The following is a 24109-nucleotide window of genomic DNA, read 5'->3' on the forward strand; positions in this document are numbered from 1 at the left end:
TGTCTCAAGATCGGTTCCGTCGATCACGCCACCAGCGACGAAGACGAGCGGACGGCCTACGCCACGCATCGAAGACCTCATCTACCTCGTGGCCCAGCCTCGTGATGAAGTGAAGAACCATGCTGAGCAGCCCGAATGCAGCAAAGGTTCCAAGGGTCATCTTGTCCAACGTCCAACCTTTCAAAAAGGCCGGACCGAAAACGCGCGCTCAGTCCGGCCACCAATAGGTGACGAACTGAGATCGCGCCGGTGTAGCGACTCAGGTGATGCTCCCGGTTGCGGACCGGGTGTGTTCCTCGTTCGGGTCGGGGACAGACCTGCGGTTGCTCTCCGCAGGAGAGGCGCGACAAACTCCTAGGACGTCACCGGACACCCCAGGGTGGGGCCCCAGTTTGGGCCCTACCTCTGGCGCCCTTTCGGGGCGCCCACTGCCACCGGGCTGCCGCCCGGCAGCTAGGACTCTAGCCCCTGCTTCTTCTCCCACGCGTCCAAGTCACACGATCGGGTGGAGAGAAGAACCCTCATTGTCGACTCGTGTGGGGCGGGCCCGTGAGGATGCACTTCGAGCTGCGCCTGTCGGGTGCCTGCCATGGGGCCTCTCTATGACTGTCAGCGCCGGGGGCGGTGTTGACCAGCCGAGGTCGTGGCCACCGGTGTGGGCTGGGGGTCCCGGGCCTGGTGTCCGCTGGACGTGGGCGCCATGGTGGAGCGGCGGCGGGCGGCTTCGGCGCGGGGGTTGGGGGCAGGGTTGCGGCTGGTGTGCTGGATACGGGTGATCAACACGCGGGCGGGTTGGCGGGCGGTGGTGAGTTCTCGTTGGGCGGCGGCCTCCTTGAGGAGCTGGTGGGGTTTGTGGCCGCCGGCTTCGGCGTCGGCGAGGACGGTGGCGAGGGCCGGCCAGGCGGGGTCGGTGAGGATACGGTCGGCGTGGGCGGGGACGGCGGCCCGTACGTCGTGAGCGAGGGTCCGAAGGGCCTGATCGTTCGGCCGGCGGGTGGCAAGGCTGCCGACGATCGGGGTGAGGGCGTGGTCTGCGGCGGCCTGGAGGTGGTGGAGGGTCTGGCGGGCTGCTTCGGCCTGGTGGGCGTGGTTCTTCGCTTCGTGCCAGCGGGCGGCGACGATCGTGGCCCAGACGAGGGCGGCGAGCAGGGTCGCCAGGGCGCTGCCGTCGGGGCCGGTGGCGGTGTGGGCGAGGTCGCGGGCCGCTCGGCGCAGGGTGTGGGCGGCCTGGTTCTCGGCGCGGATCTGGCAGCGCTGAGCGCGGGCGAATGCCCTTGAGGCTGCCCGGAGTTCGGCGTGGAGGTGGTCTGGAGCCCTCTGGGCAGCGGCTTCGATGAGGTCGCCGAGCGCGGTGATGTGGGCCTGGACGTGGGTGTCGTCGGCCATCCCCTGGTGGAGGGTGTCGAGGGCGCCGGTGGCCTGGTGCCAGGGGGTGGCGGGCTGGTCACGGCGGGCGGTGGGGTGCTCCTCCGGCGCGGTGGTCTCCAGGCGGGCCTTGAGCTTGGGGAGGGTGAGGTCGGGGGCGATCTTCCCGCCGGGGTGGAAGATCTGTTCGCCGTCCTTGTTGAGGTCGCCGGGGCGGCCGACGGCGTAGCCGAGGAGGTCTCCGGACGGTCCGCGGCGGGGTTTGACCGCGATGCCCATGGCTTCGAGGTAGGCGAGGAGTTCCTCGGCGCTGCTCGCGTGGGGGATGGCGGCGCGGATGCGGTCCTGGAGCCAGTCGCGGCTGGTCTGCTCCCAGCCGAGGCGCTGGGCCTTGTGCATCTCGGCCTGGGTGGGCCGACGTCCGGCGGTGCGGTCGCCCTTCTTCAGCTGGCGCAGGCCATAGTCGGTCTCGATCTGGCGGCAGGCGTCGCCGACGCGGATGCCGCTGTCGTGAAGCCTGGGGCGGCGGCCGTCCTCGCGGACGGTGGTGGCGAGAATGTGGATGTGGTCGTCGGCGTGGCGTACGGCGACCCACCGGCACGCCAGGTCGTCGCCGGGTGGGGCGATGCCGGCGGCTTCGACGATCCGCTGGGCGATCTCGGCCCACTCCGTATCGGAGAGGCGGCGGTCCTCGGGGGCGGTGCGGACGGGGCAGTGCCAGACGTGGTCGGTGACCTTCCTTCCGAACTCACTGTTCCGAAGATGGACGGGCTCGTCGAGGTGACGGGCGAGCTGGGTGAGGGTGGCGTCCGGGTCGCGGCCGGGGTCGGGCGTGCCGAGCATGGCGAAGCCGGCGAGGATGTGCGGGTCGGTGTGCTCGTCGTGGCGGCCGGGGCCGTAGAGGTAGGCGAGCAGGCCACGGGTGTTGGACCCGGCCCGTTTGATGGCGGCGATCACGCGGCCTGGCCCTTCCTGGAGTCGGCGGGTTCGCGCAGGGCCTCGGCGATCAGCTCCAGCAGGCGGTGGAGCTCGTCGAGACGGTGGCGGATGTCGGGCGGGGTGAGGTCGCTGTTCAGGGCGCGGGCGATCTGGTTGACGTTGACGCCGATCCGGTTGAGCTCGCGCAGCACCTGGGCACGGAACATGTGGGTGCGGCGGCGGTCCTCGGACAGCGGCAGGTTCGCCGTGAACCGGCCGGCGATGAAGGCGAGGACGATGTCGGCGGCGAAGCCGGATTCCCCCTTGTAGCCGTGCTCGGCGGCGGCCTCCTGGAGATCGTTGTGCTCGTCGCCGGTGAACCGCAGCGGTCCGACGCGCACGGTCCGCTTGGTGCCGGTGAAACGGCGGATCGCCGGCTGCATGCTCTGCACCGCACGCTCACCGGCTGTCGGCTCGGTGGCGGGTGCGGGGCGGAGGATCTGCTGCTGGACGGCGTGGAGCTCGTCCGGGTCGGGGCCGCCCTCGGTCCCGACCTTCCGGACCGGCGCCCCCTGGCGTCGGACCGTCTCCGCCACCCCCGGGGCGGAGATCCCCGAAGACCGGCCTTGAGTCGGACTCGGGGTACTACTGGCTCCACCAGGGGCAGGTCGTCCGAACGCCTGCCGCAAACGTCCCAGCAGCGTAGGGGACTTCGTCGGCACGGACAGCTCGTCCGGGACGGCCTCGGCATCGTGCGAGTCGTGCGTGTGGCGCGTCATGGGCAGTTCTCCGGATGAGGCGGAAAGGGCAGGCAGGGCGACGTGGAAGGCCGGGCGTCGTGCAGCCGGTAGTTGGCTGTCCACAGCTGTGGAGGAGTGGGCGCTGCGGGCGGTGGCCTGGTGGCGGAGGCGGGATTCCGGCGGGGTCGGGGTGGGGGCTGGCCGGGTTTCGGTGGCACCGGAAGTACTTCCGGTGCCACCGAAGGGAGTCGTTGCGGACGGGTCAGCCGGTGCTGCTGCTGACTGCGATCGCGGGGCCCGGCTCGACCATTTGGGCGTTCAGCTCGTCGCAGACGTTCTTCACGCGGCCGTTGCCGACCTTGCGGCCGCGGTTGACGCGGATCTCTTCGACGATCTCGGTGGGAGAGGCGGTTCCCGTACGGGTCATGACCTCGCGCGCGATGGCCCGGATCTCGTCATCGGAGATGTCCTGCGGACGCCCGGTACGCCGAGGCCGTGCTCCGGTCGGCTTGGGGGGCTTGCTGGTGGCCTCGCCGCCCGGCGGGGTTTCGGTGTCGGCCAGACGATCGGGGTCGGGATGCTCCGTCGGCCCGTCGCCGCGATCCTTGCCTTCGCCTGGAGGGGACGACGGGGCGACCACCTTGGCCGGGGGCATCGATTCCGGGACGGACTTTCGGTGGCCGTCGGGCCGCTCGACGAGCTGGTGGATCTGCCTCATCAGGACGCCGAAGGCAAGGAGCGCGGCGGTCGGTGGGACGGCGGCGACCACGTAGTCGAGCCAGTGCACAGTGCGGGAGTCGCTCGTTCCGCCCACGCCCGCAACGTTGAGCGCGATGGATCCGACCGACCCGATGGCGGTTACGGCGACGGCCCACAGGTCGGTGACCTGGCGCAGGCTCGCGCGGAGCATGAGCAGCTCGCCCGCGACGATGAACGCGTCGAGAGTGGCGGGCCACGCCCAGCGGCGGATCGGGGAGTTGCCGAGGCCGTGTTGGCCGGCAACGTCGGCCAGGTGCGCGTAGGAGAGCCAGAACGCTCCGGCCGTCAGGAGGACGATGACGACTCCGGCCGCGATGAGCGCGAACCGTTCGGCAGTGTGCCCAGTTGTCATCGGCCGCCCGTCACCGGGCCTGCTACCCGGCTGCGTGCGGCGTAGTGGTCGAAGGCGGGAGAGGAGAGTCAAGCGGGGATACTCCTTGGGGTAGTGGTGTGAAGCGTCTTGGGCGTCTTGGCCGTTGCAAACGCAGGTCAGGGCTGGTACGGCAGGACGGTCGGGGTCCGTCTTGGCCGCGTCCTGGTGGGGGACGGCATGGGTCGGCCTTCCGTCTTGGCCTCACGGCCGATGACCTGCGTCGATACGGCGCGTACGAGTGGGACGACACGAGACGGATGCGGGCGACGTCCTGGCGGCCTGCGCGGGCGATGGTGATCGTGTTGCCGTCTTGGGCCCGGTTGCCGTCTTGCGCGTATGCCCTCTGACCTGCGCGATCACGGCAGGGACGGCAAGGACGGCAACCAGCGGGGGCGGGGCGGGGTCAGCCCTGGGGGAGGGTGGGTGCGGCGTCGACCGGGTGGACGGTCGGGCAGTAGCGGCGCCAGGGGTCGAGGAACTTGTTGCGCATGTAGCCCTTGCGCTGGGTTCCGTCGGCCATGCGGACGTTTCCTGGCTTGATGCCGAACTGCCGGAGCATCGAGCCGAGGTCACGCGGGCTCAGCCCGTTCCGGCCCCACTCGGCCCACGGGCTTTCCGGATCCTGGCGCAGGTGGTGGATCAGTTCCTCGGTGGAGAGGCTGTCGACCTCGCGCTGGGCGACGAAGACGCGCCGGATGTCGGCCAGGATGCGGGCCCCGCTGGGGTGGTCCTCCTCGGCCGCCTCCTCGGCGGAGACCATCTGCTCGCACGCGGTACGGGCGCGGCGCGGCCAGGTGCCCGCCGCGAGGTCGGCGACGATGACGAGTGGTTCCCAGGTGTCAGCAGCCCGGTCCTCGACCGGCATCACCGGTTCCAGGTCGGCGGCCTCGTCCACCAGGGGTCCCGTCCAGGCGGCGATCCGGTCGCGCAGGCCATGCAGGGCGGGGATATCCCGCCGTGACCGGAAGGGGCGGACGGTCTCACCTTCCGCCCGCCGGCGCATGCGGATGACGACCGACCGGTCCATGATCGTGTCGGGCAGGTCACCGATCCCGGCGATGGCCGCCATGGCGAAGGTGGCGAACCGGTGGGGCGTGTGGTCGTTGCCGACCACCCGGGTCACGTACCGGTTGCGCTGGTGGCCGGCGTTCAGCAGCCCGCGCATCTCCTCGTTCTTCTCCGCCTGCTTCGGCGTGCCGAAGATCGTGTCCGCCTCGTCCACGAGGAGCGTGGGCGGCTCCTCGGTGACCGAGCGGAAAACCGCCGCCGGCGTGGTGTTGATCGTAAGCATCGGCTCGTGGACCGTCTCGGTCAGCACGTCAAGGAGACGTGACTTGCCGCACCGCTTCGCCGGACCGACCACCGCGAGGCGCGGGGCGTGCTGCCACGCGGGCTGCAGATGCGTCGCCGCCACCCACAAGGTGACCGCGTCGAGCGCCTGCTCGGAGGGCAGGATCACGAACTTCGATATCTGCCGACGGAGTTCGTCGAGGAGTTCCGATCCGTGCGTCGGCTCCGGATCCGTCTGTTCCGACTCGGGACACCGCTTGGGGCCGAGGTCGGGCCGTTCATTTTCGGGACACCGCTCGTCGGGCGGCGGGGTCTGCGCCGGATCGTCGGCGGCCCGACTGGTCTCGGCTGTGGTCCGGCCCGGCTGGCCGAGCACGGCGACCGGCGGCCACGCGGTCGTGCCCTGGTCGGAATAGGGCTCGGGCATCGCGGGTTGCACTGGGCAGCTCCTCTTCTCGCGTCGCCAGGCATACGGGCCCGGCGCGCGGGGTCGTTCGTGGGATTACGGGCGGGGGGTCGTTGAGCCTCCGGCGTTGCCTCGCCGGAGGCTCTCTCGCTTCCCGAGCGGGGCGAGGGAACACGGACCGTACGTCCACGCCCCGCGACAGTCCAGCGATTCTGTGTCAGCTCAGCGCAGAACCGCCTGCTATCTTCTTTCGCCCTCATGCGGCTAGCCCCAGCAGGTTGAGCAGGTCCGCCGTCACCACGCGGTATGCCTTGCCCAGGCGCAGGACCTTGCACGGGTACTCGCCCCGCTTGGCCAGCTCGTAGCCCTTACTCCGCCCGAGACCCAGCGCACGGTTGCCCGTGTCCAGGTCAACGGCTGCCGACAGGGCCATCAGCTCATCCCGGCTCATGCCCTTCGGACCGGTTCCCATGGCGTCGTCGCGCACGCGGCGCCCCTCTCGTCACAGCCCTCGGCGAACACGGTCGTCGCGTCCGGCTCCAGGCCAACGAGAACCATGATGAAGAAGCTAATGTGTCGCCATGACACAACACGGTTTCGATGATGAAGAGGACGACGACTTCCCGGAGTGGGTCGACCGCATCAGGAACAACGTCGCCGGCGAAGTCCGGCGCCGCAGGAAGGAGAGGAGGTGGAGCGCCCAACGGCTGGCCGACCGCTGCGAAGAACTAGGGCACCCCATCCCCCGCAACGTGATCGCCAACCTGGAATCCGGCCGACGGGCGAACCTGCCCCTGGTGGACGTCATGGTGCTGGCCGCGGCCCTGGAGACGTATCCGATCTGCCTGATCTTCCCCCTCGGTTACGTCGAGCAGACCCAGGAGCTCCCCTTCCACTCACTCATCCCGACCTGGGACGCCATGCGAAAGTTCACCGGCGAGGAGAGGGACTACGAGACCGACAGTGGCCTCATGCCCGAGTTCAACCTGCACGCCAGCCTGACCCGAACTGTCATCGCCGCCCGACGCGAGGCCGAAAGTGCCGCCTTCGATGCCGAGACGGCGGCAACCTCTGGCCAGCGCGAGGAAGCCGAGCGGAAGGCCGCCGAGTACGCCCAGCGCGCCGAGGAAGCGAAGCGCCGGCTCCTCAACCTTCGTGACGACATCCGCGAAGAGGGCGCCACTCCACCCGAACTGTCCCCATGGCTCGAAGACATCGAGCCGCAGCCTGACCCCGACCAGGAGGAAGACGCTTGAAAGGCTCCACCTACCGCCGCTGTTCCTGCCGTGATCCCAAGACTGGCAAAGAGCTCGGCACTTCCTGCCCCAAGCGCAACAGCAGGAATCACTGCACGTACTCCATACGCCAGGAGCTGCCGCCCCGTGAGGACGGCAGCCGACGATCCTTCGCACGTGGCGGGTACGGCAGCCTCAAGGCCGCCCAGGCCGACCTCGACCATGTCCGAGCTCTCCTGGGGCTCGCCGAGTCCGACGACCCCGAGGGCATAGAGCTGATCGCCGCGATGCTGGCAGAGGTCAGCGGCGAGAAGCTGCCCTTGCCGGACGTGGAGGAGACCCGGCGCCGGCTGAGGGCCGGCCAGGATCTCATCGGCAGTCTGACCGTGGCCGAGTGGCTGGACCGGTGGCTCGCCGGCAAGCGCATCCGGAAGTCGGGCATCAGCCGGTACGAGACCGACGTCCGCGTGCACCTCAAGCCGCACATCGGCCACCGACGTCTCGACCGGCTGCGTGTCAGCCACCTGAGCGACATGTTCACCGCCATCACCGACGCCAACGCTGAGATCGTGGAGCAGAACGCCCAGCGGCGAGCGGCGGTAGAGGAGTTGGCGACCGTCCCGTGGAAGGGTGTGGTGAACCGCGCTCGCCGCAAGGCCATGAAGGCCGCGATCGACGCCATGCCGCCCTTCCGCCGGGTCACCGGACCGGCCACGCGCCAGCACATCAAGGCCACCCTCCGCGCGGCCCTGAACGACGCCGTCGGGCAGCAGATCATCACGTTCAACCCGGCGGCCCACGTCGAGATCGACCCCGTACGCAAGCCGAAGGCGCTCGTGTGGACGGACGAGCGGGTCGCCAAGTGGGAGCAGACCGGCGAGAAGCCGTCCCCCGTGATGGTCTGGACGCCAGAACAGACCGGCGCTTTCCTCGACTTCGTCGCCAAGGACCGGCTGTACGCGATGTGGCACCTGATCGCCTTCCGCGGCCTGCGGCGAGGCGAGGCGTGCGGACAGCCCTGGTCGGAGACCAACCTCGACCGGCACTCCCTCACCGTGACCGGCCAGCTCGTCCAGGACGGTTGGGAGGTCGAGGCGTCCGAGCCGAAGACGGACAGCGGCTTCCGCGTCGTGGCCCTGGACGACGACACCGTCCATGTCCTGAAGCGGCACCGCGAGCAGCAGGAGGCCGACCGTGCCGAGTGGGGCTCGGCCTGGGTGAACACCGGGCTCGTCTTCACCCAGGAGGACGGGTCCTGGCTCCACCCGGGCAAGGTCACCGACCTCTTCGAGCGCCTCGTCGCCGCTTCCGGGCTCCCACCGATCCGACTGCATGACCTCCGTCACGGCGCGGCCACGCTCATGCTGGCCGCCGACATCGACATCAAGATCGTGTCGGACACGCTCGGGCACAGTGACACCCGGATCACGCGCGACATCTACCAGAGCGTGCTCCCCCACGTCGGCAAGAGCGCCGCCGAGGCCACCGCGAAGCTCGTCCCCCTCCAGCGCAAGGCCGAGCAAGAAGCGCAGGTCCGCCAGGCCGCCGAGGAAGCGAAGAAGGCCCAGAAGGCGAAGGCCAAGCGGAAGAAGAAGGCCAAGGCCAAGAAGGCCGCGAAGAAGGGCTGACGGCCGCTCCGCTCACGCATCGCTCACGCAAGCAAAGTCACGGCACGCCGACCGTGTGACTCGCCATGCCCCGAGCAACAGAAAAGGCCAGGTCAGCTGGTATCTGGCCTGGCCTTTCTCTGAGCCGCCTTCGGGATTCGAACCCGAGACCTACGCATTACGAGTGCGTTGCTCTGGCCAACTGAGCTAAGGCGGCGTGCTGCGCGACACCATGGTCGGTGCAGCAGCGTCGCCAAGTCTACACAGTTTCCGGGGGTGCTCCGACCACGGGCGGAGCGGGCGGCTCCGGGGGCTATGAGCAGCGCTTTCCCGCAGGAGGCGGGGTGCCTTCCAGGAGGTAGGTGTTGATCGCCGTGTCGACGCAGTCGCTGCCCCGGCCGTAGGCGGTGTGGCCGTCGCCCTCGTAGGTGAGGAGGGTGCCGGAGGAGAGCTGGTCGGCGAGGGACTCGGCCCAGCGGTAGGGGGTGGCGGGGTCGCGGGTGGTGCCGACGACGAGGATGGGGGCGGCGCCCTCGGCGGTGATGCGGTGCGGGCGGCCGGTGGCGGGGGACGGCCAGTAGGTGCAGTTCAGGGCGGCCCAGGCGAGGCCGGTACCGAAGACCGGGGACGCCTCGTCGAAGGACGGGACGGCCTTCTCCGCGTCGGCCGGGCCCTGGTACGCGGGCGGCAGGTCGAGGCAGTTCACGGCGGCGTTGGCGAACATGAGGTTGGCGTACGAGCCGTCCGGCTCCCGCTCGTAGTAGCTGTCGGCGAGGGACAGCAGGGCCGAGCCCTCGCCGCCGATCGCCCGGGTCAGGGCCTCCCGCAGCTGCGGCCAGGCGCCCTCGTCGTACATGGCCGCGATGACGCCCGTGGCCGCCAGGGACTCGCCGAGCTCGCGGTCCTCGCCGGTGGGGACGGGAGCGGCGTCGGTGTCGCGGAAGAACTTCTTCAGGGCCTTCCCGGCCGCCCGGACCGACTCCGTGCCCAGCGGGCAGTCGGGCCGGGTGACGCAGTCGGCGGCGAAGGCCCCGAACGCGGTCTCGAAGCCCGCCGTCTGGTCCCGGTTGAGGTCGAGCGCCGACAGCGACGGGTCCATCGCCCCGTCGAGGACCAGCCTGCCCACCCGCCCGGGGAACAGCTCGGCGTAGGTGGCGCCGAGGAAGGTGCCGTACGAGGCGCCCACGTAGTGCAGCTTCTCGTCGCCGAGCGCCGCCCTCAGGATGTCCATGTCCCGGGCCGTCTCCACCGTGGAGACGTGCCCCAGGACCGCGCCCGTCCGCTTCTCGCACCCGGCCGCGAACCGCTTGAACGAGGCCTCCAGCGCGGCGGTCTCCACCGGGTCGTCCGGCGTCTGGTCGATCTGCGTGTAGGCGTCCATCTCGGGGCCCGTCAGACAGTCGACCGGCTCGCTGCGGCCGACCCCGCGCGGGTCGACGGCCACCATGTCGTAGCGGGCCCGCACGGGCTCGGGGTAGCCGATCCCCGCGTACCCCTGGAGGTAGTCGACGGCCGAGCCGCCCGGCCCGCCCGGGTTCACCAGGAGCGAGCCGATCCGCTTCCCGGGGCCGGTGGCCTTCACCCGCGAGACGGCGAGCTCGATCCGGGGTCCGTCCGGCTTCGCGTAGTCGAGCGGGGCGCGCAGCGTCGCGCACTGGAAGCCGGGGACACCGCAGTCCCGCCAGGCGAGCTTCTGCCCGTAGTACTTCTTCAGCGCCGCGGGTGAGGGCGACGGCGAGGCGGACCCGGCCACGGGCCCCGCCGGCGCGGCCGCGTCGCTCCCCCCGGTGCAGCCGGAGAGGATCAGCCCGGCGGCGGCGAGGGCCACGGCGGAGGTACGGAGGAAGCTCCTGGAGTCCATCCCCGGAGCGTATCCGGCCGGGTACGGACCGTGTCCAATCGCGGACGGCCTGCTGAGGGCGGAGGCCCGCTGCCATGGCCGATGCCGGTGGCGGCACCTGGCGGCCCGCCCGGTCCCGAGGCCGACGTCGGCACCCGCGGGCCGGTCGCTCCGAGGCCGAGGCCGTCCCCCGGCGGCCCGCCCCGCCCCACCCCTTCCCTCAGTCCCGCAGCGCCATCGTCATCGCCTCCACCGCGAGCAGCGGGGCCACGTTCCGGTCCAGGGCCTTGCGGCAGGCGAGGACGGCCTCCACGCGGCGGAGGGTCCGCTCCGGGGTGGTGTCGCGGGCGATCCGCTCCACCGTGTCCCGTACGTCCTCGTTGGCCAGCTCGGAGCAGGCGCCGAGCTGGAGCGCGAGGACGTCCCGGTAGAAGCCGGTCAGGTCGGTGAGGGCGAGGTCCAGGCTGTCCAGCTGGGTCCGGCGGCCGCGGCGCTTCTGCTTCTCCTCCAGCTCCTTCATCATTCCGGCCGTGCCGCGCGGCATCCGCCCGCCCTGCGCGGCCCCGAGCGCCGCCTTCAGCTCCTCGGTCTCCTTGGCGTCGATCTCCTCGGCGACCTGCTTCGCGTCCTCCGCCGCCGCGTCCACCAGCTCCTGGGCGGCCTTGAAGCAGCCGCCGATGTCGGCCACCCGCAGCGGCAGCTTCAGGACGACGGCGCGGCGGGCGCGGGCCCGCTCGTCCGTGGCGAGCCGCCGGGCCCGGTCGACATGGCCCTGGGTGGCGCGGGCCGCCGCGCGGGCGGTCTCCGGCTCGATGCCGTCGCGCCGGATCAGTACGTCGGCCACCGCCTCGACCGGCGGGGTGCGCAGGCTCAGGTGGCGGCAGCGGGAGCGGATCGTCGGCAGGACGTCCTCGACGGAGGGCGCGCAGAGCAGCCAGACCGTGCGCGGCGCGGGCTCCTCGACGGCCTTCAGGACGGCGTTGGCCGACTTCTCGTTGAGCCGCTCGGCGTCGGTGACGAGGATGATCTGCCACCGGCCGTTGGCCGGGGAGGTGAACGACTTGCGGACGGTGTCGCGCATGTCCTTGACGAGGATCTCCGTGCCGACGGCGGAGACCGTCGTCACGTCGGCGTGGGTGCCGATCAGCGTCGTGTGGCAGCCGGTGCAGAAGCCGCAGCCGGGTGCCCCGCCGAGCGCCCGGTCGGGGCTCACGCACTGGAGGGCCGCCGCGAACGCCCGGGCTGCGTCGACCCGGCCCGCGCCGGGCGGGCCGGTGAAGAGCCAGGCGTGCGTCATCTTCGACGCCTCGGGGGCGGGCTCGTCCGCGGCCTGGGCGGTGACGAGCGCGTCGGCGTCCCGCGCGGCGGCGGCGAGCTGCTCCTCGACCCGCTCCTGCCCGACCAGGTCGTCCCATACGGCCATGTCTGCCCCTCCTGAAGGTACGCCCTCCATTGTGGGGCAGCCGACTGACAGTCCGGGCCGGTGCCGGGGCCGAGGCCGGCGCCGGTGCTCAGCGGCCCCGGCGGCCGCCCCTGCCGTCTCCGTCCCCGTACCTGTCGCCGTCCTCCGCCTCGTACGCACCGAACAGTTCGTCCGCCAGCGTCGGCAGGTCGTCCAGCGGGGTCTCCTCCGCCCAGTCCGAGCGGCGGCGCGGCCGACCCCCCTCGTCGAGCTGGGGCAGCTCGCGGGTGACGTCGTTCGCCCCCGCCTCACCGGTCTCCCGGGTCTCCCGCCCGTCCCGGAAGAAGTCCCGCGGCACCCGGTCCGCCGGGTCGGCCCGCCGCTCGTCCCGCACGGGCCGCAGCACGGCGGTCTCGTCCAGGGCGGGCTCGCCCATGGCGGCGATCCGGGGGTCCTTGATCTGCGGCAGGACCGCCGTCTCGGCCTCGGGACGCGCGTCCTTGGCACGCGCGTCCTCGGGACGTGAGTCCTGGGGGCGCGGGTCCCCCGGGCGGACGACCGGCGTCTGCACGGTGAGCTCGTCCGGCGAGACGGTCGGGGCGCCACCGCCAGTAGGAGCCGTACCCGCCGGAGCCGTACCGGAGGAGTCCTTGCCGAGGTTCACGACCGGCGTCTGCACGGTGACCTCGTTGGCCGACTCCTCGGCCGCCCTCCGCTCGGCAGCCGCCCGCTCGGCGGCCGCCTTCTCCGCCGCGGCCTTCGCCGCCGCTTCCTCGGCCGCCTTCGCCGCTGCGGCCGCCGCCGCGAGCCTGCGGGCCTCCTCCGCGCGGAGGAGGGCCTCCTCGGCCTTGCGCTGCTTCTCCTGGCGGAGGGCCTCGGCCTCGGCACGGAGCCGGGCCTCCTCCTCCGCCTGCTTGCGGAGTCGTTCCTGCTCCTCGCGGCGGGCCTTCTCCTCGGCCGCGAGCCGGCGGGCCTCCTCCTCGGCGGCGATCCGGGCCTCCTCGGCCTTGCGCCGGGCCTCCTCCGCCTGCCGTTCGGCCTCCAGGCGGCGCGCCTCTTCCTCCTCGCGCCGCTTGCGCTCCTGCTCCTCGGCGCGCAGCTTCGCGAGCTGCTCCTGGCGCTCGCGCTCCAGGCGCTCCTCCTCCGCCTTGCGGGCGGCCTCCTCCTCCGCGCGGCGCCGGGCCTCCTCCTCGATCTTCCGGCGCGCCTCCTCCGCGGCCTTCACCTCGGCCTCGGAGAGGGGCAGCACCCGGTCGAGCCGGTGGCGTACGACGGTGGTGACGGCCTCGGGCTCCTGACCGGCGTCGACGACGAGGTAGCGGGAGGGGTCGGCGGCGGCGAGCGCGAGGAAACCGGCCCGCACGCGCGCGTGGAACTCGGGCGGCTCCGACTCCAGCCGGTCGGGCGCCTCGGTGAACCGCTCCCTGGCGGTCTCCGGCGAGACGTCGAGGAGGACGGTCAGGTGCGGTACGAGGCCGCCGGTCGCCCAGCGGGAGATGCGGGCGATCTCGGTCGGCGAGAGGTCGCGCCCCGCACCCTGGTAGGCGACGGACGAGTCGATGTACCGGTCGGAGATGACGACGGCGCCCCGCTCCAGGGCGGGCCGGACCAGGGAGTCGACGTGCTCGGCGCGGTCGGCGGCGTAAAGGAGCGCCTCGGCGCGGTTCGACAGGCCGGCCGAGGAGACGTCGAGCAGGATCGAGCGGAGCCGCTTGCCGATGGGGGTGGCGCCGGGCTCGCGGGTGACGACGACCTCGTGGCCCTTGGCGCGGATCCAGTCGGCGAGCGCCTGGACCTGGGTGGACTTGCCGGCGCCGTCGCCGCCCTCCAGGGCGATGAAGAAGCCGGTCGCGGCCGGGGCCTGGGCGGGGTCGGCGCCGCGCAGCGCGTCGCGCAGGTCGCGGCGGAGCGGTACGCCCGCGCGGTCGTCGGTCCTGGCGAGGACGAGCGCGGCGACGGGCAGCAGCAGGGCGCCGACGAGGACGAGGGTGAAGGCGGCGCCGCCGTGGTCGAAGACGAACTTCCCGGAGTCGGAGACGAGCCGGTGCGGGCCGATCGCGGCGGCGAGCAGCGGCGCGGCGAGCGCGCCGGCGGCGATGCCCACGCGCGCGGTGGCCTGGAGGTGCGCGGTGGTGCGCTCCCGGCGCGGCTCCTCGGTCTCCTGGTCGATCAGGACGTGCCCGGTGTGGGCGGCGACGCCGGCCGCGTACCCGGCGAGGGCGGCGAGGAGGAGCACGGTCGCGGTGTCGGGCACGAGGCCGACGGCGATCAGGGCGACGCCGGTGACGGCGACGGCGAGGGCGAGCAGCCGGCGCCGGGAGAGCACCGGCAGCACGGAGCGGGCGGTGCGGATGCCGACGGCGGTGGCGCCGCTGAGCGCGAGCACGAGCAGCGCGTACGTGACGGGCCCGCCGCCGAGGTCGAAGGCGTGCAGGGCGGAGAGCGAGGCGGCCGCGGCGATGGCGGCGGCGACGGTGGCGCAGGCCAGGACGAGCAGCGGTACGGCTCCGGTGCGGCCCTTCCCGGCGCCTCCGCTGCTGCGCAGCCCCTCCAGCGGCGAGCGGGGGCGCGGGGTCTGGCCGCCGGGCAGGGTCATCGCGGCGAGGACGCTGACGGAGGCGGCGAAGAGACCGGCGGCGACGTACGAGCCGAGGGCGGCCTGGTGGAGCGAGAACCAGGCGATGCCGGAGCCCAGAAGGTTGCCGATCAGGGTGGCGACGAGCAGGACGGCCGCGGCGGCCGGGACGGCGAGGAAGGCGGTGCGCTGGGTGAGGGTGCGCAGGGCCCCGAGGTGGTCGGGGAGCGGCCGGATCGCGTCGCCCTCGACGGGCGCGGCGGGCAGCAGCGCGGGGGCCGCGCTGTCGCGGCAGACCGTCCACAGGCGTTCGGCGGCGCCGGTGAGGAAGACGGTGCCGAGCAGGAACCACAGGGCGTTGCCGGGGATCCAGTCGATCCACAGGGGGGCGATGACGAGCAGCGCGATCCGCAGCCCGTCGGCGCCGAGCATGGTCCACCGCCGGTCGAGGGCGGCGCCGGGCGCGGTCAGGGTGATGAGCGGTCCGAGCAGGACGGCGCCGAAGAGAACGGTGGCGAGCAGCCGGGCGCCGACGACGGCGGCCACGGCGAAGGCCGCGCCCCGGTAGCCGCCGCCGAAGGCGTTCTCGGCCAGTGCGGCCTGGCGGCCGAGGAGGACGAGGACGAGGAGGGTGAGGGCGTCGCCGACCCCGCCGAGGGCCTGGGCGCTCCACAGCCGGCGCAGCGGCTGGTGGCGTACGAGGGCCCGTACGGCACGCTCCCGGGAGTCCGCGACGAGGGCCGCGTCGGAGACGGGGGCGGCGCCGGGGGCGGGTGCGGCTTCGGAGTCGCCCAGAGGCTCTGGCTGCTCTGCTCGCGTCATCCGTCCACCCTATCCGGAGGGCCCTGCTCACCGGGCCCGCGGCCGGACAAACAGGGGGCGGGCGGGAGCCTCCGCTCCCGCCCGCCCCAGATGTCCGGAACCGCTCTTCCCGCGCGTCCGGAACCGCGCGGACTACTCCGGCTTGGCCGCCGCGGTCTTCTTCGCGGCCGCCGTCGTCTTCTTGGCGGCGGTCTTCGCGGTGGTCGTCTTCTTCGCCGCGGTCTTCTTGGCCGCGGTCTTCTTGGCCGCGGTGGTCTTCTTCGCGGCCGTCTTCTTGGCCGCGGTCTTCTTCGCCGGGGCCTTCTTGGCCGCGGTGGTCTTCTTCGCCGGTCCCTTGGCGCGCTTCTCGGCGAGCAGCTCGTAGCCGCGCTCCGGCGTGATCGTCTCGACGCTGTCGCCGGTGCGCAGGGTCGCGTTGGTCTCACCGTCCGTCACGTACGGGCCGAAGCGGCCGTCCTTGACGACCACGGGCCGCTCGCTGACGGGGTCGGTGCCGAGCTCCTTCAGCGGCGGCTTGGCGGCGGCCCGGCCCCGCTGCTTGGGCTGGGCGTAGATCGCCAGCGCCTCTTCCAGGGTGATGGTGAAGAGCTGGTCCTCGCTGGTCAGCGACCGCGAGTCGGTGCCCTTCTTCAGGTACGGGCCGTACCGGCCGTTCTGCGCGGTGATCTCGACGCCCTCGGGGTCGGTGCCGACGACGCGCGGCAGCGACATCAGCCTGAGCGCGTCCTCCAGGGTCACCGTGTCCAGGGACATCGTCTTGAAGAGGGAGGCGGTGCGCGGCTTGACCGCGTTCTTGCCGGTCTTCGGGACGTCGTCGGGCAGGATCTCGGTGACGTACGGGCCGTACCGGCCGTCCTTGGCGACGATCTGGTGGCCCGTCACCGGGTCGGTGCCGAGCTCGAAGTCGCCGCTGGGCTTGGCGAGCAGCTCCTCGGCGTACTCCACGGTGAGCTCGTCGGGGGCGAGGTCGTCGGGGACGTCGGCCCGCTGGTGGCCCTCCTGGTCCTTCTCGCCGCGTTCGACGTAGGGGCCGTAGCGGCCGACGCGGAGCACGATGCCGTCGCCGACGGGGAAGGAGGAGATCTCGCGGGCGTCGATGGCGCCGAGGTCGGTGACGAGCTCCTTGAGGCCGCCGAGGTGGTCGCCGTCGCCGTTGCCCGCGTCGGCGGCTCCGGCGCCCTCGCCCTCGCCGAAGTAGAAACGCTTCAGCCACGGCACGGCCTGGGCCTCGCCGCGCGCGATGCGGTCGAGGTCGTCCTCCATCCTGGCCGTGAAGTCGTAGTCGACGAGCCGCCCGAAGTGCTTCTCCAGGAGGTTGACGACCGCGAAGGAGAGGAAGGACGGCACGAGGGCCGTGCCCTTCTTGAAGACGTAGCCGCGGTCGAGGATGGTGCCGATGATCGAGGCGTACGTCGACGGGCGGCCGATCTCGCGCTCTTCCAGCTCCTTGACCAGGCTGGCCTCGGTGTAGCGGGCGGGCGGCTTGGTGGCGTGGCCGTCGGCGGTGATCTCCTCGGCGGCGAGCGCGTCGCCCTCGGCGACCTGCGGCAGGCGCCGCTCGCGGTCGTCGAGCTCCGCGTTCGGGTCGTCGGCGCCCTCCACGTAGGCCTTCATGAAGCCGTGGAAGGTGATCGTCTTGCCGGAGGCCGAGAACTCGGCGTCGCGGCCGTCGGCGGCGGTGCCGCCGATCCGCACGGTGACCGAGTTGCCGGTGGCGTCCTTCATCTGGGAGGCGACGGTGCGCTTCCAGATGAGCTCGTACAGCTTGAACTGCTCGCCGGTCAGACCGGTCTCCGCCGGGGTGCGGAAACGATCACCCGAAGGCCGGATCGCCTCGTGCGCCTCCTGCGCGTTCTTGACCTTGCCCGCGTAGACGCGCGGCTTCTCCGGCAGGTAGTCGGCGCCGTACAGCTGCGTCACCTGGGCACGGGCCGCGGCGACGGCGGTCTCGGAGAGGACGGTGGAGTCCGTACGCATGTAGGTGATGAAGCCGTTCTCGTACAGCTTCTGCGCCACCTGCATGGTCGCCTTCGCGCCGAAGCCGAGCTTGCGGCTGGCCTCCTGCTGGAGGGTGGTGGTGCGGAAGGGCGCGTACGGGGAGCGGCGGTACGGCTTCGACTCGACCGAGCGGACGGTGAAGCGGGTGTCGGCGAGGGAGGCGGCGAGCGCGCGGGCCTTCTCCTCGTCGAGGTGGAGCACGTTCGCGGTCTTCAGCTGCCCGTCGGCGCCGAAGTCACGGCCCTGCGCGACCCGCTTGCCGTCGACCGAGGCGAGGCGGGCGGTGAGCGACGAGGGGTCGCTGGGGTCGCCGGCGCGGCCGGTGGAGAAGGTGCCGGTGAGGTCCCAGTACTCGGCGGAGCGGAAGGCGATGCGCTCGCGCTCGCGCTCGACGACGAGGCGAGTGGCGACGGACTGGACGCGGCCGGCGGAGAGGCCGCGCATGACCTTCTTCCACAGGACCGGGGAGACCTCGTAGCCGTACAGGCGGTCGAGGATGCGGCGGGTCTCCTGGGCGTCGACCATCCGCTTGTTCAGCTCGCGCGGGTTGCGCACGGCCTGCTGGATCGCGTCCTTGGTGATCTCGTGGAAGACCATCCGGTGGACGGGGACCTTGGGCTTGAGGACTTCCTGGAGGTGCCACGCGATGGCCTCGCCCTCGCGGTCCTCATCGGTGGCGAGGAAGAGCTCGTCGGACTCGGCGAGCAGGTCCTTGAGCTTCTTGACCTGCGCCTTCTTGTCGGCGTTGACGACGTAGATGGGCTGGAAGTCGTGCTCGACGTCCACGCCGAGGCGGCGCACCTCGCCGGTGTACTTCTCCGGCACCTCGGCGGCGCCGCTCGGGAGGTCACGGATGTGCCCGACGCTCGCCTCGACGACGTAGCCGGGGCCGAGGTAGCCCTTGATCGTCTTCGCCTTGGCAGGCGACTCGACGATGACGAGTCGGCGGCCGCCGTGTGCGGTCTCGCTGGTCGGGGACAACTTCGCTCTTCTCTCCGGTCGACACTCTCTAGGCCCGTACGGGCCCGTGCGGGCCAGGGGCTGGCCTGTACGGCGGCGGCACGCACGGCAGCGCTGGTTCACACGAGCGCTGGGCGCGCACGGCGGCGCCACGGACGGTGACGCTCCCGTCGCTGCGGAGTGTGACGGTACAACCCGCCCCCGTGTCAAACGGCAAAAGCCCGCAACGGCCACTCGAACGGTAACCCGACTCCTGCCCTTCCTGCCGCCCGGACTGCCGGACCGGCGAGGCGGGACGGTGTGGAGCGCGTCTCAGCGCGCGGCCCGGCCCCCCGGCCGGGCGGTGGGCGGGCGGTGGCTCAGAGGCGGCCGAAGCACCAGAGGCCGAGGGCGAGGAAGAGCGTCCCCGCGAGGCCCGAGAGCGCGGCGGCGGCGCGGGGGGCGACGCCGAGCACGACGGGCTCGCCCTGCCGGACCCGGACCGTGGTCCACAGCAGCAGCGCGCCCCCGAACAGCGTGAACGCCGCTCCCGCGAAGATCGCCGGCCCGCTCTCCATCGCCCGTACCCGCTTCCTGTCCCGGCGCCGTACCCGCGCGGTGTGTCTCCCCTCGGCGTGTCCTGGAGGGGGCCCGGGGTGTCCTGGAAGGGAGCCCCGGGGGTGTCCTGGAAGGGAGGCTGACAGCTTCCGGCGTCAGAGACGCGAATTCCGGGTGAACGGCGCGGGCCGGGCCCGCCGGTTTCACGAAGATGGCCGGTAGTGTCCCGCTACTCCGTCGCCTCCCCTCCCTTCTCCTCCGTGTTCCCGTCCGCCGTAAGCAGGGGCTCCGGGGTGAGGAAGCCCTCCTCGACGAGGAGCCGGATCGCCTGCGGGGTGCGGTCCCGCAGCAGCACCGGGTCCTCGCCCGTGAGCTGGGCGATCGCGTCGAGGATCCGGCCGGCGCTGAGGGTGCCGTCGCAGACGCCCGCGAACCCGGCGCCCACGTGGTCGACCCGGGTGGCGCGGCGCATGCCCCGGTTCTGCCGGAGGACGACGTGCTCGGGGTCCTCGGCGCCGGGCAGCCCGACCTGCTCCTGCACCACCTCGGGGGCGAGGGTGAAGCTGTCGGCGAGCAGGGCGGCGTCGTCGCGGGTCCGCAGATAGTCCTGGCGCTCGAAGTGGGCGCGTACGTACGGGCCGAGCGGCTGTTCCACGGGGTGCGGCCACTCCTCGATCACGATCGACGGCTCGGTCTTCCCGGCGGCCACCGCCGGGTCGCGCCGCAGCGTGATCCAGCCGAAGCCGACGGCCCGGGTCCCGCTCGCCTCGAAGGAGTCCAGCCAGCGGTCGTACGCCGCCCGGTACGCCTCGGGGTCGCCGCGGTGGGCGCCGCTGTCCCGCAGCCACAGCTCGGCGTACTGGGTGACGTCCTGCACCTCGCGCTGGACGATCCAGGCGTCGCAGCCGGACGGCACCCAGGAGCGGAGCCGGTCCTGCCACTCCTCGCCGTCGACGTGCTGCCAGTTGGCGAGGAACTGGGCGTACCCCCCGTCGTTCAGCCGGTCGCCGGCCTGTTGGACGAGGGTGCGGCACAGGTCGTCGCCGCTCATCCCGCCGTCCCGGTAGGTGAGTCCGGCGCCGGGGGAGATCACGAACGGCGGGTTGGAGACGATCAGGTCGTACGTGGCGCCGCCGACCGGCTCGTACAGCGAGCCCTCCAGGAGCTCGGCCTCGCGCGCCCCGGAGAGGGCGAGCGTCAGCCTCGTGAAGTCCAGCGCCCGGGGGTTGAGGTCGGTGGCGGTGACGCGGGTGGTGTGCTGGGCGGCGTGCAGGGCCTGGATGCCGGAGCCGGTGCCGAGGTCGAGCGCGGTGGCGGCCGGGGTGCGGACGGTGATGCCGGCGAGGGTGGTGGAGGCGCCGCCGACGCCGAGGACGACCGCGGTGTCCGCCTGGCGGCCGTTCTTCCCGCTGCCGCCGGCGCCGCCCACGGCGCAGCCCAGGTCGGAGACGATGAACCAGTCCTCGCCGTCCGGGCCGCCGTACGGCCGGACGTCGACGGTCGCGCGTACGGCGCCGTCCTCCTGGACCACCCAGCCGTCGGCCAGGGCCTCGTCCAGCGGGAGGGCGGCGGCGGCCCGGGCGGGCTCGACGGCCTGCTGGAGCAGGAAGAGCCGGACGAGGGCCTCCAGCGGGGAGTCGCCGCGGGTGGCGCGCAGGGCGGGCACGGTCTCGCTGCGGGCGAGCGCCGCGTAGGCGGGGGCGCCGAGCAGGTCGAGCAGGCCGTCGGCGGTGAAGTCCGCGGCGAGCAGGGCCTCGCGCAGTCGGGCGGCGTGCGTGGGCACCGGAAGGCTGGTGGTCAGGCTGGTCGTACTCACGGCCCCATTGTGACCGCCGCCACCGACAACCCGGGCACCGACAGCCCGACGGCCGGCCACCGGGCTGCCCGGCGCCGGCCGTGGTCCGACGGGAAAGCGCTACGGCTGCGACGGCGTCACGAGCGTCACGACTCCGAGGAGGCGGTGGCCTTCGGCGAGTCGGAGGCCTTCGGCGAGTCGGTGGAGGCGGAGGCCTTCGGTCAGGCCGTGGCATCCGGCTTCGGGGAGGCCGAACCGGTCGGTGTCCCCGTGGGCGTTCCGCTCGGTGTCCCGGTCGGCACCGACGGTGTCGGCTTCTGGCAGCCCGGCTGCTTGGCCATGGCCTGGCCCAGCTCGCCGCTCTCCAGGTTGGCCAGCGCGTTCTGGTCCATCTTCTCGATCTTGGTGAGACCGTCGGCGACGTTCTTCAGGCCCTCGGCGAACTTCTGCTGGTTCGTCGGGTCGAGGGCGTCGACCTGCTTCTTCAGCCCCTCGTAGGCGACGGCGGTCGCGTTGAGCTCCGCGATGACGTCCTTCTGGACCTTCTCGCCGTTCTCGACCGGCGGGACGCCCGCGTTCTCGACGGCCTTGGCCAGCGCCCGGTCGGCGTCCGCGATGTCCTTGAACGCCTTGGAGTCGGCGGCCTGGATCTCCGCCGGACGGCTGTCGGCCGCGGTCGAGATGATGATCTGGTGGGCGTCGGCCCGCTTCTGGATCTGCGGCTTCGCCTGGTCGCAGAACGACTTGGCCCAGTCGTTCACCTTGTCGCCCTCGTCCTCGCTGCAACCGGACAGCACGAGCACCAGTACCGCACCGCCGGACAGCGCTGCCGCAAGCTTCTTGTTCACCGGATCGGTCCCTTCCAAGACTCTCGGCCCCGGAACATACACGCCGCGCGGGCGACTTCCACCTTTCGTACGAGGGATTCCTCCCGTGTTGAATCCGTTTGACCCAAGCGGCACCGGACCTCCGGACCACCCGACCGCCCGCGGAATGAGACAGACGCCACGTCAGGAGACGGCCACCGAGCGCCGTTTGGTGGCGCGGACCGCGAGGGTCACCACCAGCAGCGCCAGGAGGGCGATCCCGGCTCGCGCCCAGGCGTTCGCGTCCTCGCCGTGGCCGAAGCGCACCACCGCCGGCGCGATCAGCAGCGCCACCAGGTTCATCACCTTCAGGAGGGGGTTGATCGCCGGGCCCGCGGTGTCCTTGAAGGGGTCGCCGACGGTGTCGCCGATCACCGTCGCCTCGTGCGCCGGGCTGCCCTTGCCGCCGTGGTTGCCGTCCTCGACCAGCTTCTTCGCGTTGTCCCAGGCGCCACCGGAGTTGGCGAGGAAGACCGCCATCAGCGCGCCGGTACCGATCGCCCCGGCGAGGTAGGCGCCGAGCGGGCCGACGCCGAGCGCGAAACCGACGGCGATCGGGGCGGTGACGGCGAGCAGGCCCGGCGTGGCGAGTTCGCGCAGCGCGTCCTTGGTGCAGATGTCGACGACCCGCCCGTACTCGGGGGTCTCGCTGCCGTCCATGATCCCGGGGTGCTCGCGGAACTGCCGCCGCACCTCGTACACCACCGAACCGGCCGACCGGGAGACGGCGTTGACGGCAAGTCCGGAGAAGAGGAAGACGACGGAGGCGCCGATGATCAGACCGACGAGGTTGTTGGGCTGGGAGATGTCCATGGAGAGGGTGAGCTCGCCGGCCTTGGCACCGACCTCGGCGACCGAGGTCGCGATGGCGTCCCGGTACGAGCCGAAGAGCGCGGCGGCGGCGAGGACGGCGGTCGCGATCGCGATGCCCTTGGTGATCGCCTTGGTGGTGTTGCCGACGGCGTCGAGCTCGGTGAGGACCTGAGCGCCGTCGCCCCGGACGTCCCCGGACATCTCGGCGATGCCCTGCGCGTTGTCGGCGACCGGGCCGAAGGTGTCCATGGCGACGATCACGCCGACCGTGGTGAGCAGTCCGGTGCCGGCGAGTGCGACCGCGAAGAGCGCGAGCATGACGGAGGTGCCGCCGAGGAGGAACGCCCCGTAGACGGTGAGGGCGATGAGCAGCGCCGCGTACACGGCGGACTCCAGGCCGATGGCGACGCCGGCGAGGACGACGGTGGCGGGGCCGGTCAGCGCGGAGCGGCCGATGTCCCGGACGGGCCGCCGGCCGGTCTCGGTGAAGTAGCCGGTGAGCCGCTGGATGAGCGCGGCGAGGACGATCCCGATGGCGACGGCGATCAGGGCGAGGACCCGTGGGTCGCCGTCGTGCGCGGCCAGCCCCGGTTCGGTGACGCCGGCCAGCTCGGCGTAGGACGACGGCAGGTAGACGAAGGCGGCGACGGCGACCAGGGCGAGGGAGACGGCCGCGGAGACGAAGAAACCGCGGTCGACGGCGCGCATCCCGCCGGCGCCGGAGCGGCCGGGCGCGACGGCGAGGATGCCGACGACGGCGGTGAGGACCCCGATGGCGGGCACGATCAGCGGGAAGACCAGGCCGTGGTCGCCGAAGGCGGCCTTGCCGAGGATGAGGGCGGCGACCAGGGTGACGGCGTACGACTCGAAGAGGTCGGCGGCCATGCCCGCGCAGTCGCCGACGTTGTCGCCCACGTTGTCGGCGATGGTGGCGGCGTTGCGCGGGTCGTCCTCGGGGATGCCCTGCTCGACCTTGCCGACCAGGTCGGCGCCGACGTCGGCGGCCTTGGTGAAGATGCCGCCGCCGACGCGCATGAACATGGCGATGAGGGCGGCGCCGAGGCCGAAGCCCTCCAGGACCTTCGGCGCGTCGGCGGCGTAGACGAGGACGACGCAGGTGGCGCCGAGCAGCCCGAGGCCGACCGTGGACATGCCGACGACCCCGCCGGTGCGGAAGGCGATCCGCATGGCCCGCCGGGCGGCGTCGGCGGGGCCGCGCCCCGGCTGGCCGTCGACCGGATCGGCCTCCCGGGCGGCCGCGGCGACCCGGACGTTCGCCCGGACGGCGAGCCGCATCCCGACGTACCCGGTGACCGCCGAGAACAACGCCCCGACCAGGAAGAACAGCGAACGCCCGGCCCGCTGCGACCAGGAGTCGGCGGGCAGCGCCATGAGCAGGAGGAAGACGACGACGGCGAACAGGCCGATGGTACGCAGCTGGCGGGCCAGGTAGGCGTTGGCGCCCTCCTGCACGGCGGCGGCGATCCGCCGCATCGCGGGGGTGCCCTCGCCGGCCTTGAGCACCTGGCGGCCGAAGATCCGCGCGGTGACCAGTGCGGCGAGGGCGACCCCGCCGACGACGGCGACGATCGTCCGGTTCCCGCTGGTGAGCACCGCCGCGGCGAGCTCGCTGGGGGCCTGGGCCAGTTCCGGTTGCGGGTACATGAGCACGGATCATAGGCACCCGAACCAGGACAAACTCTCTCCCAGAGGCGGCACCCCGCCGGAATCCATCGATTCCATCAATCACACCCGCCCGGAACGGGAGCCGGGCGGGGACGCGGGACGCGGCCGGGACACGGGGTGCC

General features: G+C 72.4%; 15 protein-coding genes and 1 tRNA gene. 2 read left to right on the forward strand and 14 right to left on the reverse strand.

Annotation, left to right across the window (positions count from 1 at the left end):
* Nucleotides 1-609 precede the first annotated feature (609 nt).
* The 5 genes from QK442_RS34650 to QK442_RS34670 form a co-directional block, all read right to left on the reverse strand.
* Nucleotides 610-2322 carry a mobilization protein gene (locus tag QK442_RS34650; RefSeq protein ID WP_282698103.1) on the reverse strand — a complete coding sequence of 571 codons (1713 nt, stop codon included), beginning with the start codon at nucleotides 2320-2322 and terminating at the stop codon, nucleotides 610-612.
* Nucleotides 2319-2879: a MobC family plasmid mobilization relaxosome protein gene (locus tag QK442_RS34655; protein ID WP_282698104.1), complete on the reverse strand. Its 561-nt coding sequence runs from the start codon at nucleotides 2877-2879 to the stop codon at nucleotides 2319-2321. Before QK442_RS34655 ends, QK442_RS34650 begins: the two co-directional genes overlap by 4 nt.
* A gap of 406 nt (nucleotides 2880-3285) precedes the next feature.
* Nucleotides 3286-4134: a DUF2637 domain-containing protein gene (locus tag QK442_RS34660; protein WP_282698105.1), complete on the reverse strand. Its 849-nt coding sequence runs from the start codon at nucleotides 4132-4134 to the stop codon at nucleotides 3286-3288.
* A 424-nt stretch (nucleotides 4135-4558) separates the two neighbouring features.
* Nucleotides 4559-5884: a DUF3631 domain-containing protein gene (locus QK442_RS34665; protein ID WP_282698106.1), complete on the reverse strand. Its 1326-nt coding sequence runs from the start codon at nucleotides 5882-5884 to the stop codon at nucleotides 4559-4561.
* Nucleotides 5885-6107: 223 nt separating this feature from the next.
* A complete protein-coding gene (locus tag QK442_RS34670; RefSeq protein ID WP_282698117.1) occupies nucleotides 6108-6323 on the reverse strand; it encodes a hypothetical protein in 216 nt (71 codons plus the stop codon).
* Between the two features lie 109 nt (nucleotides 6324-6432).
* On the opposite strand from QK442_RS34670, the gene QK442_RS34675 reads away from it, so the two are divergent.
* Entirely contained in the window at nucleotides 6433-7107 is a 675-nt protein-coding gene (locus QK442_RS34675; RefSeq protein WP_282698107.1) for a transcriptional regulator, read from the forward strand.
* Nucleotides 7104-8714: a site-specific integrase gene (locus QK442_RS34680; protein WP_282698108.1), complete on the forward strand. Its 1611-nt coding sequence runs from the start codon at nucleotides 7104-7106 to the stop codon at nucleotides 8712-8714. The genes QK442_RS34675 and QK442_RS34680 overlap by 4 nt, the downstream gene beginning before the upstream one ends.
* Nucleotides 8715-8836: 122 nt before the next feature.
* Here the strand turns inward: QK442_RS34680 and QK442_RS34685 are convergent.
* From QK442_RS34685 to QK442_RS34725, 9 genes are all read right to left on the reverse strand, one after another.
* Nucleotides 8837-8910: transfer RNA gene (locus QK442_RS34685), tRNA-Thr, on the reverse strand.
* 96 nt (nucleotides 8911-9006) lie between these two features.
* Nucleotides 9007-10554 carry an alpha/beta hydrolase gene (locus tag QK442_RS34690; RefSeq protein ID WP_282698109.1) on the reverse strand — a complete coding sequence of 516 codons (1548 nt, stop codon included), beginning with the start codon at nucleotides 10552-10554 and terminating at the stop codon, nucleotides 9007-9009.
* Between the two features lie 199 nt (nucleotides 10555-10753).
* A complete protein-coding gene (locus tag QK442_RS34695) occupies nucleotides 10754-11956 on the reverse strand; it encodes a DNA polymerase III subunit delta' (protein ID WP_282698110.1) in 1203 nt (400 codons plus the stop codon).
* An 88-nt stretch (nucleotides 11957-12044) separates the two neighbouring features.
* Nucleotides 12045-15332 (reverse strand): dTMP kinase, encoded by a 3288-nt coding sequence (gene tmk, locus QK442_RS34700; protein ID WP_282698111.1) that lies wholly within the window; start codon nucleotides 15330-15332, stop codon nucleotides 12045-12047.
* A gap of 132 nt (nucleotides 15333-15464) precedes the next feature.
* Nucleotides 15465-18311: a type I DNA topoisomerase gene (gene topA / locus QK442_RS34705; RefSeq protein WP_282698112.1), complete on the reverse strand. Its 2847-nt coding sequence runs from the start codon at nucleotides 18309-18311 to the stop codon at nucleotides 15465-15467.
* A 338-nt stretch (nucleotides 18312-18649) separates the two neighbouring features.
* On the reverse strand, nucleotides 18650-18847 hold the full coding sequence (locus QK442_RS34710; protein WP_282698113.1) for a hypothetical protein: 198 nt from the start codon (nucleotides 18845-18847) through the stop codon (nucleotides 18650-18652).
* 209 nt (nucleotides 18848-19056) lie between these two features.
* Nucleotides 19057-20643: a methyltransferase gene (locus QK442_RS34715; protein WP_282698114.1), complete on the reverse strand. Its 1587-nt coding sequence runs from the start codon at nucleotides 20641-20643 to the stop codon at nucleotides 19057-19059.
* Nucleotides 20644-20843: 200 nt separating this feature from the next.
* Nucleotides 20844-21470 (reverse strand): small secreted protein, encoded by a 627-nt coding sequence (locus QK442_RS34720; RefSeq protein ID WP_282698115.1) that lies wholly within the window; start codon nucleotides 21468-21470, stop codon nucleotides 20844-20846.
* 162 nt (nucleotides 21471-21632) lie between these two features.
* Complete coding sequence (locus tag QK442_RS34725; protein ID WP_282698116.1) at nucleotides 21633-23966, reverse strand: sodium-translocating pyrophosphatase; 2334 nt, start codon at nucleotides 23964-23966, stop codon at nucleotides 21633-21635.
* Between the last annotated feature and the right edge of the window lie 143 nt (nucleotides 23967-24109).

Source organism: Streptomyces sp. CC208A, assembly GCF_030010625.1.
In the GTDB taxonomy this organism is placed as follows: domain Bacteria; phylum Actinomycetota; class Actinomycetes; order Streptomycetales; family Streptomycetaceae; genus Streptomyces.